This is a genomic window from Glycomyces mayteni, assembly GCF_042428885.1.
Lineage (GTDB): Bacteria > Actinomycetota > Actinomycetes > Mycobacteriales > Micromonosporaceae > Glycomyces > Glycomyces mayteni.
This window is the reverse complement of sequence record NZ_JBHMBP010000004.1, coordinates 1,177,222-1,191,938: the sequence shown is the minus strand read 5'-3', so window position 1 is coordinate 1,191,938 and position 14,717 is coordinate 1,177,222. Positions and strand designations below refer to the sequence as shown.

Sequence of the window (14,717 nt, the reverse complement as noted above, 5' to 3'; positions counted from 1 at the left end):
GCGACATGCACGCACCACACGGGACGGACCTGCACTGCCGGACCTGGCAGACCGAGGCCGCCTACCGGATGCTCCAGAACAACCTCGACCCGGCGGTCGCCGAGCGCCCCGAGGACCTGGTCGTTTACGGCGGCACCGGGAAGGCCGCGCGCAGCCGCGGCGACCTCGCCGCGATCCTGCGGACCCTGCTGACCCTCGCCCCCGACGAGACCCTCCTGGTCCAGTCGGGGCGCGCGGTCGGCGTCATGCGCACCCACGAGTGGGCCCCGCGCGTGCTCATCGCCAACTCGAACCTGGTGCCCGACTGGGCGACCTGGCCCGAGTTCCGCCGCCTGGAGTCCCTCGGGCTCACCATGTACGGGCAGATGACCGCCGGGTCGTGGATCTACATCGGCACCCAGGGCATCCTCCAAGGGACCTACGAGACGTTCGCGGCCGTCGCCGCCAAGCTCGCAGTTAAGAAGCGCAGTGGCGGCACCCTGAAAGGCACCCTGACGCTGACAGCCGGGTGCGGCGGCATGGGCGGCGCGCAGCCGCTCGCCGTCACCATGAACGACGGCGTGTGCCTCATCGTGGAAGTGGACCCGCACCGCCTCCAGCGGCGCGTGGAGACCCGCTACCTCGACACCGTCGCAGCGGACCTGGACGACGCCGTCGCCCAGGCCCTCGCCGCCAAGCGGTCCGGGGAGGCGAAGTCGATCGGCCTGGTCGGCAACGCCGCCGAGGTCCTCCCCGAGCTGCTCGCCCGCGGCGTCGAAGTCGACATCGTCACCGACCAGACCTCCGCGCACGACCCGCTCTCGTACGTCCCCGCCGGAGTGCCCCTTGAGGACGCCGCGGACCTCGCGAAGGCCGACCCGGACGCCTTCACCGACCGCGCCCGCGAGTCCATGGCCCGCCACGTGGAGGCCATGGTCGGCTTCCTCGACGCGGGCGCCGAGGTCTTCGACTACGGCAACTCGATCCGCGGCGAGGCCCTCACCGGCGGCTTCGCCCGCGCGTTCGACTTCCCCGGGTTCGTCCCCGCCTACATCCGGCCCCTGTTCTGCGAAGGCAAGGGCCCCTTCCGGTGGGCCGCGCTCTCGGGCGACCCCGCGGACATCGCGGCCACCGACAAGGCCGTGCTCGACCTGTTCCCCGAGAACCGGTCCCTGCACCGGTGGATCTCCCTGGCCCGCGAGCGCGTCGCGTTCCAGGGCCTCCCGGCCCGGATCTGCTGGCTCGGCCACGGCGAACGGGACGTCGCGGGCGTCCGCTTCAACGAGATGGTCGCCGACGGGACCCTCAAGGCCCCCATCGTGATCGGCCGCGACCACCTCGACTGCGGCTCGGTCGCCAGCCCCTACCGCGAGACCGAGTCCATGAAGGACGGTTCCGACGCCGTCGCGGACTGGCCCCTGCTCAACGCCCTCGTCAACACCGCGTCGGGCGCGAGCTGGGTCTCCATCCACCACGGCGGCGGGGTCGGCATCGGCCGCTCGATCCACGCCGGGCAGGTGAGCGTCGCCGACGGCACCGCGCTCGCCGCGCAGAAGCTCGAACGGGTCCTCTCCAACGACCCGGCGATGGGCGTCATCCGCCACGTGGACGCCGGATACGAGGAGGCCGACCGCACCGCCGAGGCCAACGGCGTCCGCATCCCCGCCAGGGAGTCCTGAATGGATGCCACGGGGTTCCGGCGGCTCTGGGACGAGATCGCCCCGGTCGGCCGTACCGACGGCGGCGGCTACCTGCGGTTCTCGTGGAGCGCGACCGATCTCGCGCTCCGCGAGTGGTTCGACGCGCAGGCCGCCCGCCGCGGCCTGCGCGTCGAAGCCGACCGCAACGGCAACCGCTACGCCTGGTGGGACCTCCCGCCCGAGGACGTCGTCCCGCCCGGCGCGGCCCCGGACCGGCGCGCGGTCCTCACCGGCAGCCACTTCGACTCCGTCCCCCACGGCGGCGCCTACGACGGCCCCCTGGGGATCGTCTCCGCGTTCCTCGCCGTGGACGAACTCCGCGCCCAGGGCTTCGAGCCGAAGCGCCCCATCGCCATCGGCGCGTTCACCGAGGAGGAGGGCGGCCGGTTCGGCGTCCCCTGCCTCGGCTCGCGCCTCATGGCCGGAGCCGTCCACCCCGACCGCGCCCGCGCGCTCACCGACCCGTCCGGGACCACCCTCGCCGACGCCATGCGCGAGGCCGGAGCCGACCCCGACGCGCTCGGACCCGACCCCGAGCGCCTCGCCGACCTCGCCGCGTTCGTGGAGCTCCACGTCGAGCAGGGCCGCAGCCTCGAAGCGCCCGTGGGCGTCGCCTCCGCCATCTGGCCCCACGGGCGCTGGCGCATGACCTTCACCGGCGCGGGCGACCACGCCGGGACCACGCGCCTGCCCGACCGGCGCGACCCGATGCTCACCTTCGCGTTCGCGGTCCTCGCCGCCCGCAAGGAGGCCCGCCTCGCCGGGGGCCTCGCCACCGTCGGCCGGGTCGAAGCGGTCCCCAACGCCACCAACGCCATCGCCTCACAGGTCACCGCCTGGCTCGACTCCCGCGCGCCCGACGAGGCCGTGCTCGCCGAGATCCTCTCCGGCATCGAGTCCAAAGTGTCTGAACGCGCGGAGCGGGACGGCACGGGCTTCGCCATCAGCCCCGAGTCCGAGACCCCGATCGTGGAGTTCGACGCGTCCCTGCGCGACCGCCTCGCCGACCTCCTCGGCGGCGTCCCCGTCCTCCCCACCGGCGCGGGACACGACGCCGGAGTCCTCGCCGCGCACGTGCCGACCGCGATGCTGTTCGTGCGCAACCCCACCGGCGTCTCCCACGCGCCCGGCGAGGGCGCGAGCGACGAGGACTGCGCGGCCGGCGTCGACGCCCTCGCAGCGGTGCTGCGGGACCTCGCGTGCTGACCTACTGGGCCCGGTACGCGCGGCTCCCCGGCGGCATCGCCGAGTCCGTGGCGATCGACGTCGCCGACGGCCGCATCGCCGCCGTCACCCCGGGCGCCGCCCCGCGCGGCGAGATCCTCGGCGGGCTCGTGCTCCCGGGCTTCGCCAACGCCCACTCGCACGCGTTCCACCGCGCCCTGCGCGGCCGCACCCACGACGGCACCGGCACCTTCTGGACCTGGCGCACCGGCATGTACGCCCTCGCCGAGCGCCTCGACCCCGACTCCTACCACCGGCTCGCCCGCGCCGTCTACGCCGAGATGGCCCTCGCCGGGATCACCTGCGTCGGCGAGTTCCACTACCTCCACCACCGGCCCGGCGGCCGCCCCTACGCCGACCCGAACGCCATGGGCGAGGCCCTGGTCCAGGCCGCCGCCGACGCCGGAATCCGCATCGCGCTCCTCGACACGCTCTACCTCTCCGGCGGGTTCGGAAAACCCCTGGAACCCGCGCAGGAGCGCTTCGGCGACGGGAGCCTGGAAGGCTGGCTCGACCGCGTCGAACGCCTCGACCTCCCGCCGCACGCGGTCCTCGGCGGCGCCGTCCACTCCGTGCGCGCCGTCCCCGAAGAGGCCATCGCCGCGTTCGCGTGCTCCACCGAGGGCCGCCCGGTCCACGTGCACCTCTCCGAGCAGCGCGCCGAGAACGACGCCTGCCGCGCCGAGCACGGCTGCACCCCCACCGAGCTCCTGGAGCGCTGCGGGCTCCTCGGCCCCGACCTCACCGCCGTCCACGCCACCCACCTCGCCGACCACGACATCGAACTCCTCGCCCTCTCCGGCACCAACGTCGCGTTCTGCCCCACCACCGAACGCGACCTCGCCGACGGCATCGGCCCCGCCCGCGCGCTCGCCGACGCCGGGGTGCGCCTGAGCCTGGGGACCGACTCGAACGCCGTGGTCGACATGTTCGAGGAGGTTCGCGCCGTCGAGATGCACGAGCGCCTCGCCCGCGAGGAGCGCGGCCGCTTCACCGCCGACGCCCTGCTGGACATGGCGACCGGCCACGCGGGCCTCGGCTTCCCCGACGCGGGCGCCATCGCGCCCGGCGCCCGCGCCGACCTCGTCGCCCTCAGTCTCGACACGCCCCGCACCGCCGGGGCCCGCCCCGACGGGATCGCCTACGCCGCCACCGCGGCCGACGTCGCCGACGTCGTGGCAGACGGCCGCCACATCGTCCACGAAGGACGACACCGGTACATCGACGCCGGTGCGGAACTGCGCGAGACGATAGAGGAGCTGTGGCGATGACCGAACCGAAGAGCCTGCTCATCGACGGCATCGGCGAACTCTTCTCCGCCGACGACGACGGCACCGTCTACTACGACGCCGCACTCGTCGTCGAGGACGGGAAGATCGCCTGGGTCGGCCACCGCCTCGAACGGCCCGCCGCCGACGCCTACCTCGACCTCGACAACCGCGCCGTCGTCCCCGGGTTCGTCGACAGCCACGCGCACCTCGTGTTCGCGGGCGACCGCTCCGGCGAGTTCGACGCGCGCATGAGCGGCGAGCCCTACGACGGCGGCGGCATCCGCACCACTGTCACCGCCACCCGCCTCGCCGGCGACGACCGCCTCCGCGAGAACTGCGCCCGCCTCACCGCCGAGATGCTCCGCCAAGGGACGACCACAGTGGAGATCAAGTCCGGGTACGGGCTCACCGTCGAGGACGAGGTCCGCTCCCTGCGCATCGCCGGCGAGTTCACGCCCGAGACCACCTACCTCGGCGCGCACACCGTCCCCGCCGACGCCGACGGTGTTCTGTACGACGCTGATGCGTACACCGCGCTCGCCGCCGGGCCCATGCTCGACGCCTGCGCCCCGCACGCGAAGTGGATCGACGTGTTCTGCGAGCGCGGCGCCTTCGACGGCGACCAGGCCCGCGCGGTCCTCACCGCCGGGGCCGCCGCCGGGCTCCAGACCCGCGTCCACGCCAACCAGCTCACCGAGGGCCCCGGGGTGCGGCTCGCCGTGGAACTCGGCGCGGCCTCGGCCGACCACTGCACGCACCTGTCGGACGCCGACGTAGACGCCCTCGCGAACTCCTCCACCGTCGCCACCCTCCTCCCCGGCGCGGAGTTCTCGACCCGCTCGCCCTACCCGGATGCGCGGCGCCTCATCGACGCGGGCGCGCGCGTCGCGCTCGCCACCGACTGCAACCCCGGCTCCTCGTACACCTCCAGCATGGCGTTCTGCATCGCGCTGGCGGTCCGCGAGATGCGCATGACCCCCGCCGAGGCCCTCGACGCGGCCACCTCCGGCGGCGCGGACGCGCTGCGCCGCACCGACGTCGGTCGGATCGTCCCGGGTGCGCGCGCCGACCTCGTCGTGCTCGACGCCCCCTCCTACGTCCACCTGGCCTACCGGCCGGGAACGCCTCTGGTCCACGCCGTCTACCGCGACGGCAGGGCGCTGGAGTAGCAGGGTGCTGGAGCAGCACCGTCATTTCTAGAGGAGCAGCGATGTCCACGGTCCACATCACACCGGTCCCCGTGTCGCCCGAGGAGGTGATCGCCGTCGCGCGTGACCGCGCCCGCGTCGTCATCGACGGCGAGGCCCGCGAGGCCATGGCGCGCAGCCGCGCCGTCGTCGACGCCATCGAGCGCGACGGCCGCCCCGTGTACGGCGTCTCGACCGGGTTCGGGGCCCTCGCCAACACGTTCGTCGCGCCCGAGCGGCGCGCCGAGCTCCAGCACGCGCTCATCCGCTCGCACGCCGCGGGCGTCGGCGACCCGATGCCCGTCGAAGTGGTCCGCGCGATGATGCTGCTGCGGCTGCGCTCGCTCGCCATGGGCCGCTCCGGGGTCCGCCCCGAGGTCGCCGACGCGCTCGCGGCGCTGCTGAACGCCGACGTCACCCCGTGGGTGCCGCGGCACGGCTCCCTCGGCGCGTCCGGGGACCTCGCGCCCCTGGCGCACTGCGCGATCGTGCTCCTCGGCGAGGGCTGGGTGCGGGCGGCGGACGGGACCCGTGCGGAGGCGGGCCCGGTCCTGGAGTCCAAGGGGCTCGCGCCGATCACCCTGTCGTCCAAGGAGGGCCTGGCGCTCATCAACGGCACGGACGGGATGCTCGGGATGCTCCTGCTCGCCGTCGCCGACCTGCGGCACCTGCTCGCCATGGCCGACGTGTGCGCCGCGCTGTCGAACGAGGCGATGCTCGGCTCCGACCGGCCGTTCCAGCCCGAGCTCCACGAGATCCGCCCGCAGCCGGGCCAGGCGCGCAGCGCCGCGAACATCCACCGGCTGCTCCAGGACTCCGAGGTCATGGACTCCCACCGCAACGACACCGCGCACGCCGTGCAGGACGCCTACTCGATGCGCTGCGCCCCGCAGGTCGCTGGTGCCGCGCGCGACGTCCTCGACTACGCCGAGACCGTCGCCGCGCGCGAACTCCTCTCGGTCGTGGACAACCCGGTGGTCCTCCCTGACGGCCGCGTCGAGTCCACCGGGAACTTCCACGGCGCGCCCCTCGGCTACGCCGCGGACTTCCTCGGCATCGCCGCGGCCGACGTCGGCTCGATCTCCGAGCGCCGCGTGGACCGCCTCCTCGACGTCACGCGCTCGCGCGGCCTCCCGGCGTTCCTCAGCCCCGACCCGGGCGTCAACTCCGGCCTCATGATCGCCCAGTACACGGCCGCCGGGGTCGTCGCCGAGAACCGACGCCTCGCCTCGCCCGCGTCCGTCGACTCCGTCCCGACCTCCGGCATGCAAGAAGACCACGTCTCCATGGGGTGGGCCGCGGGCTGCAAGCTGCGCACCATCATCGACAACCTCGGGACCCTCCTCGCCGTCGAGCTCCTCGCGGGCGTCCAGGGCCTCCAGCTCCGCCAGCCCCTCATCCCCAGCCCCGCGGCCCGCGCCGCCATCGCCGCCGTCGCCCCCATCGCGGGCAAGCCCGGCCCCGACCAGTTCCTCGCCCCCGTCCTCGAACAGGTCAAGCACCTCCTCCAGGGCCCGGACCTCCGCGCCGAGATCGAAGCCGCAGTCGGCCCGCTCCGATAGTGCGCGCGCGAGAACGGCCCGGCGGTCGGCCCGCCGGGCCGTTCCGTGCCTCCGGGGTTGCGCGGCGGCGGTTCCGGCCGGGTACTTTTGCACGTCACCGAGCTTGGAGGGCTTCATGACTGGGACCAGTGCCGGGGACGGCGTCCACGCGTACCTCGCCGTGCAGGCGGCGGCGCTGCGGGAGTGGCGGGGGCCGGTGATCGCGCGGGAGGACGATGCGGTGCACCGGATGCGGGTGGCGACGCGGCGGCTCAGGTCGGTCCTGGCGACGTACTCGGGCCTGTACGCGGAGCTGCCGCTGACGCGCAGGCGGCTGCGGTGGCTCGCCGACGAGCTCGGGAAGGTCCGGGACCTCGAAGTGCTGCGGACGCGGTTCGCCAAGCGCCTGGGGGAGGAGCGGCCCGAGTGGTTCCTCGCGCTCGAAGCGCAGGAGCGGGACGCGTACGGGCCCTTGGAGCAGGCGATGCGGCGGGAGCGGACCGCGAAGCTGCTCGACGCGGCCCAGTCGCTCGCTGCATCACCCGTGTTCACGGCCGCGGCCGCGCGGCCCGCCGACGAGGTGCTCGCGCCGATCGTGGAGGCGTCGCGGCAGGAGATGCTGCGGGCGCTGGCGCGCATCGGGGGCGCCGAGGACGCGGACGAGGCCCGGCACCAGGCCCGCAACGCCGCCAAGCGGACCCGCTACACCGCCGAGGCCGCGACGGTCCTGGGGGAGGGCGCCGAGGAAGTCGCCGCCGAGGCCAAGAAGATCCAGAACCGGTTCGGGCGCTGCCAGGACGACGCGGTCGCGATCGCCTACCTGGAGGCGCACGCCCCCGACTCGCCGCTGCTGGAGGACGAGCGCCGCCGCCACGCGAAGCACGTCGCACGGGCCGAAGAGGCGCTCGCCGCCGCCTGACGCGCGCACGGAAGCGGCCCGACGGATTACCGTCGGGCCGCTTCGGCGTCGCAGGGGCGAAAGGGGAGCGGGGCTAGAGCCCCGAGAGCTTCTGCCCGGCGCGGATGACCGCCATGCCGAGGCGGTCGCCGGGGCGGCGGCCGAGGCGTTCTATCGGGCCGGACACGGAGATGGCGGCGACGACGCGGCCGGTCTTGTCGCGGACGGGGGCGGAGACGCTGACGACGCCGGGTTCGCGCTCGGCGACCGACTGCGCGAAGCCGCGGCGGCGGACCTCGGCGAGGGTCTTGGAGGAGAAGCGGCACTTCGGCAGCAGGGGCAGGATTCCCTCGGGCGGTTCCCAGGCGAGGAGCACCTGGGCGCCGGACCCGGCGGTCATCGGCAGGCCGGCGCCGACGGGGACGGTGTCGCGCAGCCCGGAGGCGCGCTCGGCCGCGGCGACGCACACGCGCTCGTCGGCCCTCCTGCGGTACAGCTGCGTCGACTCGCCGGTCTGGTCCCGCAGCAGGTTGAGGACCGGTTCGGCGGCGCTGAGGAGCACGTCGGCCGTGGACCCGGCGAGCTCGCCGAGCTTCGGGCCGGGACGCCAGCGCCCCTCGTGGTCGCGTTGCAGCATCTCGTGGGCCTCCAGGGCCTGCGCGAGCCGGTGGGCCGTGGCCCTGGGCAATCCCGTCTCGTGCACGAGCTCAGCCAGGCTGGCGCCGTTGGTGCAAGCAGTGAGGATGAGCACCGCCTTGTCGAGGACGCCCACTCCGCTGATAGTATTCGTTCTCACGAGCTGAACATTACCTCCCATATTTCGAGAAGTCCAACGACTGGGAACAGAGATGTCACGTACACCACACGAAGCTGAGGGCGCGCGACCGCAGACCCTCGCCGAGAAGGTCTGGAACGCCCACGTGGTCCGCACCGGCGGCCAGCAGCCGGACCTGCTCTACATCGACCTGCACCTCCTCCACGAGGTGACCAGCCCCCAGGCCTTCGACGGCCTGCGGCAGGCCGGGCGCAAGGTCCGCCGCACCGATCTCACGATCGCCACCGAGGACCACAACACGCCCACCGACAACCTCTTCACCATCGCGGACCCCACCAGCCGCAAGCAGATCGAGACGCTCCGCGCCAACTGCGAGGAGTTCGGCGTCCGCATCCACTCGCTCGGCGACGCCAACCAGGGCGTCGTCCACGTCGTGGGACCCCAGCTGGGACTCACCCAGCCGGGTATGACCGTCGTCTGCGGCGACTCGCACACCTCCACGCACGGCGCCTTCGGCTCCATCGCGTTCGGCATCGGCACCAGCGAGGTCGAGCACGTCCTCGCCACGCAGACCCTGCCCCAGGCGAAGCCGAAGTACATGGCCGTCACCGTGAACGGCTCCCTCCCCGAGGGCGTCTCCGCGAAGGACCTCATCCTCAAGATCATCTCGATCACCGGCACCGGCGGCGGCAAGGGCCACATCGTCGAGTACCGCGGCCAGGCCATCGAGGAGCTCTCCATGGAGGGCCGCATGACGGTCTGCAACATGTCGATCGAGTGGGGCGCGAAGGCGGGCATGATCGCCCCCGACGAGAAGACCTTCGAGTACGTCCAGGGCCGCGCCCACGCCCCCCAGGGCGAGGACTGGGACGCCGCCGTCGAGTACTGGCAGGGCCTCAAGACCGACGAGGGCGCCGTCTTCGACAAGGAGATCGTCATCGACGCGGCCTCCCTGAGCCCGTTCGTCACCTGGGGCACCAACCCCGGCCAGGGCGTCGAGCTCTCCGGGAACGTCCCCGACCCCGCCGACCTGGACGACGCCGTCGCGCGCACCACGGCCGCGAGCGCCCTGGAGTACATGGGCCTCGAAGCGGGCACGCCCATGCGCGACATCGACGTGGACGTGGTCTTCCTCGGCTCCTGTACCAACGGGCGCATCGAGGACCTCCGCACCGCCGCCGACGTCATCAAGGGCCGCAAGGTCGCCGACACCGTCAACATGATGGTCGTCCCCGGCTCCGCGAAGGTCCGCGAGCAGGCCATCGAAGAGGGCCTCGACAAGGTCTTCATCGACGCGGGCGCCGACTGGCGCTTCGCGGGCTGCTCGATGTGCCTGGGCATGAACCCCGACCAGCTCACGCCCGGCCAGCGCGCCGCCTCCACCTCGAACCGCAACTTCGAGGGACGCCAGGGCAAGGGCGGGCGCACCCACCTGGTCAGCCCGGCCGTCGCCGCCGCCACCGCCGTCGCGGGCCGCCTCGCGGGCCCCGCGGACCTGTAGGAAGGGCAAGGGACATGGACAAGTTCACGACCCACACCGGCCGCGTGGCCCCGCTGCGCCGCTCGAACGTCGACACCGACCAGATCATCCCCGCCGTCTACCTCAAGCGCGTCACCAAGACCGGCTTCGAGGACGGCCTGTTCGCCGAGTGGCGCGAGGACGAGAAGTTCCTGCTGAACCAGGACGAGTACCGCCACGCCACGATCCTCGTCGCGGGCACCGAGTTCGGCACCGGCTCCTCCCGCGAGCACGCCGTCTGGGCCCTGAAGGACTACGGCTTCAAGGCGGTCATCGCGCCCCGCTTCGGCGACATCTTCCGCGGCAACTCGCTCAAGAACGGTCTGTTGACTGTGGAGCTGCCCGACGCCGCCGTCGAGGAGCTGTGGCACCTCGCCGAGGTGAACCCGGACACCGAGGTCACGGTGGACCTGGAGGCGTGCGAAGTCCGTGCGGGGGACCGCACCTGGGGCTTCGAGTTCGACGAGTTCCTGCGCTGGCGGATGATGGAGGGCCTCGACGACGTGGCGCTGACGCTCCGCGACGAGGACAAGATCGCCGCCTTCGAATCGAACCGGGACGCTTGGCGGCCTAGGACTCTCCCGGCCGCGGTGTAGCCGCGCAGGGCCGATCCTTTTAGCGCTCACGTACGGAGCCGGTGGCGTCGCCACCGGCTCCAGGCGTGTTCCGGGCCCCGCCAACGGGGTTGCGAGCGTCGATTTCGGGCACCGGATTAAAAATTCCTTGCGACACAACGGGTCGATTTTCGCGGAAACAGTTGCCTTCGCTCTCGAAACGTCATAACGTGCGCTTAACAAGCTGGTATGACTCCAGAACCTTATCGGGAGGGTAGGACTCGTGAACAAGGCAGAGTTCGTCGATCGGATCGCCGCTCGCACTGGCGACCGCAACGCCGCGAAAGAAGTCGTGGATGTCGCGATCGACGAGATACAGCGCGCGGTGGTGAAAGGGGAGAAAGTCTCCTTCGCCGGTTTCGGCGTCTTCGAGAAGCGCCAGCGCGCAGCTCGCATGGCCCGCAACCCGCGCACCGGTGAGGCCGTCAAGGTCAAGAAGACCGTCGTCCCGGCGTTCCGCCCCGGTACCGGGTTCAAGGAGCTCGTGACCGGCAAGCGCAAGGCGGCGAAGTCCGCCACGGCCGCGAAGAAGGCCGCGCCGGCGAAGAAGGCCGCCACCAAGAAGGCGACCACGGCCAAGAAGGCCGCCAAGAAGACCACGCGCGCGGCGTCCACCGCGGCGCGCTCGACGGCCACGAGCCGCGTGGCCGCCAAGAAGACCGCGACCAAGAAGGCGACGCCGGCGAAGAAGGCCAGCACCGCCAAGAAGGCCGTGCGCAAGACCGCCACCAAGGCCACGGCCGCCAAGAAGACCGCGGCGAAGAAGACCGCGAAGCGCGGGCGCAGCTTATGCCGTGCCCCGAACCGGTTCGGGGCACGGTGGGGCACCCGTCCGACTCGCACGGGGAAGAGGGCATTCAGGAGCCGCCTGAATGCCCTCGCTGCTTTTCAGGAATCGGCCCGGACCCGACCTAGCCCCGAGCCCGCGGCGGAGGGGAGCCGATTAGGACCCGGCGGTGTCGAACAGGCCCGCGGAGAAGCCATTCATGAACTTCCCCTCTGGATCGACGCGGGCGCGCAGTTTCGCGAAGTCGCCCATTCGCCGATAACGCGAACCGATCTCATTCATTGGTATCGTGAACAATTTCCCCCAATGGGGCCGCGCAGAAAACGGTTCCAATGCCGCTTCGAGCGCACCGACCACCGGACGCACCGCCGCATCGTCACTCGTCCACGTGAAGTGCAGCCCCACGGTGTCGCGCTCGAACGCCGGAGAAAGCCACAGGTCGTCCGCGGCCATCGTCCGCACCTCGCAGATCTGGAGCACCGACCCCAGCCGCTCCCCGATGCCCGCCAGTGCCTCCAGGGCCGCCACGGCGTCATCGCGCCCGATCAGGTACTCCGACTGGATCTCGTCCCCCGAGGAGGGCGTGAACTCGGGCCTGAAGTGCGGCAGGCGCTCGTGCCACGGGCCCGTCTGCCCCTGCTGCACGGTGCACGCGGCCGGGTCCACGCCCGGCACCGGGTGCCGCGGTCCGTCCGCCAGGGGCGCGCCGTAGCGGCTGGAGGGCGGGAACGGGTGCGTCTGGTCCTTCGTGCGCTGCTTGACCCAGAACTGGAACCGCGGGTCCGCCCCCCACGGCGTGAACAGGCTCGTGGAGTACGCGGAGCCGGTCAGCTCGTCGAAGTTCGCCAGGACCGCGTCCAGGCCCAGCCCGTCGTACACGTACTGGCGCATCTCGAACGCGGGCAGCAGGTCCAGGGTCACCGAGTGGACGACCCCCAAGGCCCCCAGGTGGACCACCGAGCCCGCGAAGTCCTCCTCGCCGCGCCTGACGGTCCGCAGCTCCCCGTCGGGGCCGATGAACTCGATCGCGGCCACCGCGGTCGCGAGGTTCCCGTTGCGGTCCCCCGAGCCGTGCGTGCCCGTGGCGATCGAACCGGCCACCGAGATGTGCGGCAGGGACGCCATGTTGTGCAGCGCGAACCCGGCCCGGTGCACCGCGGCGCTCAGCTCCGCGTACGTGAGCCAGCCCGAGGCCCGCACGGTCCCCTTGAGGATGTCCAGCTCCGCGAACGGCTCCATGCCGGCGAGGGACAGCATCACGCCCTCGGAAGCGGCGATCGCGTTGAACGAGTGGCCCGATCCGAGCACGCGGACCCGGTCCGCTCCGGCGACGACCGCGCGCGCCTCGTCGAGGGTCGTCGGGGTCGCGAACGAGACGGGGGAGAACGCGACGTTCCCGGCCCAGTTGTGCAGTGGGGCGCGCTCAGGCACGGGCCTACCTCCTGTGAAGGCGCACTCCGGCGCCGGAATCCGTTTGCGGACGCAACCCTAGCGCGACCCGCCCGGCCCTACAGCCGCTCGACCCCCGCCAGATCCTTCGGACCCCAACGACCTACAACCGCTCGATCCCCACGAGCTTCTGCCCCGACAGCGACAGCACCCACGCCTCGCCCGGACGCGTCGACACGTCCGGCGCGTCGATACCGTCCTCGTCGGCGAGGATCGCGACCGTGTCGCACACGACCTCCGGCTCGGCGCAGACGATCACGGCCCCGCCGCCGCCCGCGAGCTCGCGCACGCGCGCGCTGGAGCGCTCGGGGTTGCGTTCGTGCGCTTCGGTGTCGAACACCGAGTCCCCGGCCAGCGTGCACCGCACGGCCTGCGCGATCGGCTCCACGGTCTGCACGCTCGCCCGCCCGGTCGCCGTGAACGCCCGGTCCGGCTGGTACAGCGAGGCGAGTGCGGCCAGCCGCACCGCCTGGTCCTGCCCGCGCAGGCTCAGCGGCCGCGCCACGACCGGCCCGTCCCAGTCCTGCTCGACCTCCGCGGGGGCCGTCAGGAGGACCGTGGACGTCACCGCGGGCAGCGCCGCGAACGCCGACAGCACCTGCTGGTCCCGCGGCCGCGTCAGGGCCTCGCGGGCCTCGGCGAGGGTGAGCCACCGGCGCTCGCCGATCTCGTCGTCGGCGGTGAACACCGCGTCGGGCTTCTCGGTGCGCATGGACCAGTAGTCGACGTGCTTGTGCACGTCCCCTTCCGGATTGGGCAGCACGTACGAGGCCCGGCACAGCCACATCTGCGGGATGACCGGGATTCCGGTCTCCTCCTCCACTTCGCGGCACGCGGCCGCGAGCGGGGGCTCGCCCGGGTCGAGCTTGCCCTTGGGCAGCGACCAGTTCCCCACCAAGGGCCGCCACACCGCGACCACCTCGACCAGACCGCGCTCGCCGTTGCGCCACAACAGGCCGCCGGCGGCGGCCACCCGCCTCTGCGTACCGCTCACGCTCATACCGTACTGGGGATCACCCACTGCGGGGAAGCTCGCCACTCGCGCGGAGGACCCGCCGGGGATCTACTCGCGCATCGTGAAGATGCGCACGGCGACCACTGTCCCCGCTTCGTCCGTTTCGAGCGAAACGCGCTGTCCCGGGCGGAGGAAGCGCAGCCCGGAGACGGCGAAGGCCGCCGCGTCGAAGGAGACGCGGCGGCCGCTGAGTTCGGGGGGACTGTCGAGGACGGCCTCGCCGGAAGTGTCCTCGTTGAAGATCGAGACGGTGCCCTGCATGGCTTCAGCATGGACCACCAGGACTTCGGGCGCCAGGGCTACTTCCGGCTGTGCCCTCTTTCCCGGATTACTTCCGGATCTGGCGGCGCTCAGAGCCGCCGACGGCCTTGTAGCCCTTGTATCCGAGCCAGCCGATGACACCGATGATGCCGACGACGAGGGCGGCCTTGATGAGGAAGCCGAGGGCGCCGAAGATGAAGCCGATCAGGGACGCCACGATCCAGATCACGATGATGGCACCGCCGAACAGGGCCGCGAGCCAGCCGAAGAGCCGCCAGTTCATGTCACTCACTCCGAGTCGAGTCGTATTCCGGATCGACTGGGTTCGGCCGACCGGCTAGATGTCACTTTGACTCTATGATGACATCATAACCGATCCGGCGCAACCCGTGAGCCCCCGCCGACCGGTCGTCCAGCGCGGCGCGTACCTGCGGGTTCACGCCGCGTGAGCCGCACCCCCGGTGCAGGGAGTCAAACCCCACGCTCCGCTTCCCGTC

The 14,717-nt window shown here is 72.3% G+C and carries 13 protein-coding genes and 1 pseudogene; 9 read left to right on the top strand and 5 right to left on the bottom strand.

The features are described from left to right. Positions 1–5: 5 nt before the first annotated feature. The 6 genes from hutU to ACFFXY_RS20795 all read left to right on the top strand — a co-directional run bounded on the left by hutU (position 6) and on the right by ACFFXY_RS20795 (position 7,821). The gene (gene hutU / locus ACFFXY_RS20820) at positions 6–1,658 is read left to right on the top strand and encodes a urocanate hydratase (protein ID WP_382355000.1); all 1,653 of its coding nucleotides are present in this window, start codon (positions 6–8) and stop codon (positions 1,656–1,658) included. Then, positions 1,659–2,885: an allantoate amidohydrolase gene (locus tag ACFFXY_RS20815; RefSeq protein ID WP_382354997.1), complete on the top strand. Its 1,227-nt coding sequence runs from the start codon at positions 1,659–1,661 to the stop codon at positions 2,883–2,885. Next, positions 2,879–4,174 carry a formimidoylglutamate deiminase gene (locus ACFFXY_RS20810; protein ID WP_382354994.1) on the top strand — a complete coding sequence of 432 codons (1,296 nt, stop codon included), beginning with the start codon at positions 2,879–2,881 and terminating at the stop codon, positions 4,172–4,174. Before ACFFXY_RS20815 ends, ACFFXY_RS20810 begins: the two co-directional genes overlap by 7 nt. Then, a complete protein-coding gene (hutI, locus tag ACFFXY_RS20805) occupies positions 4,171–5,343 on the top strand; it encodes an imidazolonepropionase (protein ID WP_382354991.1) in 1,173 nt (390 codons plus the stop codon). Before ACFFXY_RS20810 ends, hutI begins: the two co-directional genes overlap by 4 nt. Before the next feature lie 41 nt (positions 5,344–5,384). Continuing rightward, on the top strand, positions 5,385–6,923 hold the full coding sequence (gene hutH / locus ACFFXY_RS20800; RefSeq protein WP_382354988.1) for a histidine ammonia-lyase: 1,539 nt from the start codon (positions 5,385–5,387) through the stop codon (positions 6,921–6,923). Between the two features lie 115 nt (positions 6,924–7,038). After that, positions 7,039–7,821, top strand: coding sequence for a CHAD domain-containing protein (locus ACFFXY_RS20795; RefSeq protein ID WP_382354985.1), 783 nt, complete (start codon positions 7,039–7,041; stop codon positions 7,819–7,821). Between the two features lie 73 nt (positions 7,822–7,894). On the opposite strand, the gene ACFFXY_RS20790 is transcribed toward ACFFXY_RS20795, so the two are convergent. Beyond that, entirely contained in the window at positions 7,895–8,581 is a 687-nt protein-coding gene (locus tag ACFFXY_RS20790) for an IclR family transcriptional regulator (protein ID WP_344469158.1), read from the bottom strand. A gap of 67 nt (positions 8,582–8,648) precedes the next feature. Here ACFFXY_RS20790 and leuC point away from each other — a divergent pair, with 67 nt between their 5' ends. The 3 genes and pseudogenes from leuC to ACFFXY_RS20775 form a co-directional block, all read left to right on the top strand. Further along, on the top strand, positions 8,649–10,076 hold the full coding sequence (leuC, locus tag ACFFXY_RS20785) for a 3-isopropylmalate dehydratase large subunit (RefSeq protein ID WP_382354982.1): 1,428 nt from the start codon (positions 8,649–8,651) through the stop codon (positions 10,074–10,076). 14 nt (positions 10,077–10,090) lie between these two features. Beyond that, positions 10,091–10,690, top strand: coding sequence for a 3-isopropylmalate dehydratase small subunit (gene leuD, locus ACFFXY_RS20780; protein ID WP_382354979.1), 600 nt, complete (start codon positions 10,091–10,093; stop codon positions 10,688–10,690). Between the two features lie 241 nt (positions 10,691–10,931). Further along, positions 10,932–11,183 (top strand): annotated as a pseudogene (locus tag ACFFXY_RS20775) (HU family DNA-binding protein); the annotation flags it as partial. Between the two features lie 468 nt (positions 11,184–11,651). On the opposite strand, the gene ACFFXY_RS20770 reads toward ACFFXY_RS20775, so the two are convergent. The 4 genes from ACFFXY_RS20770 to ACFFXY_RS20755 all read right to left on the bottom strand — a co-directional run bounded on the left by ACFFXY_RS20770 (position 11,652) and on the right by ACFFXY_RS20755 (position 14,503). Continuing rightward, the gene (locus ACFFXY_RS20770; protein WP_382354977.1) at positions 11,652–12,926 is read right to left on the bottom strand and encodes a D-arabinono-1,4-lactone oxidase; all 1,275 of its coding nucleotides are present in this window, start codon (positions 12,924–12,926) and stop codon (positions 11,652–11,654) included. A 121-nt stretch (positions 12,927–13,047) separates the two neighbouring features. Then, positions 13,048–13,938, bottom strand: coding sequence for an NUDIX domain-containing protein (locus ACFFXY_RS20765; protein ID WP_382354974.1), 891 nt, complete (start codon positions 13,936–13,938; stop codon positions 13,048–13,050). 69 nt (positions 13,939–14,007) lie between these two features. Further along, positions 14,008–14,220, bottom strand: coding sequence for a hypothetical protein (locus ACFFXY_RS20760; protein ID WP_382354972.1), 213 nt, complete (start codon positions 14,218–14,220; stop codon positions 14,008–14,010). A gap of 67 nt (positions 14,221–14,287) precedes the next feature. Further along, positions 14,288–14,503, bottom strand: a complete 216-nt coding sequence (locus tag ACFFXY_RS20755) for a hypothetical protein (RefSeq protein ID WP_382354969.1) — start codon at positions 14,501–14,503, stop codon at positions 14,288–14,290. Positions 14,504–14,717 lie beyond the last annotated feature (214 nt).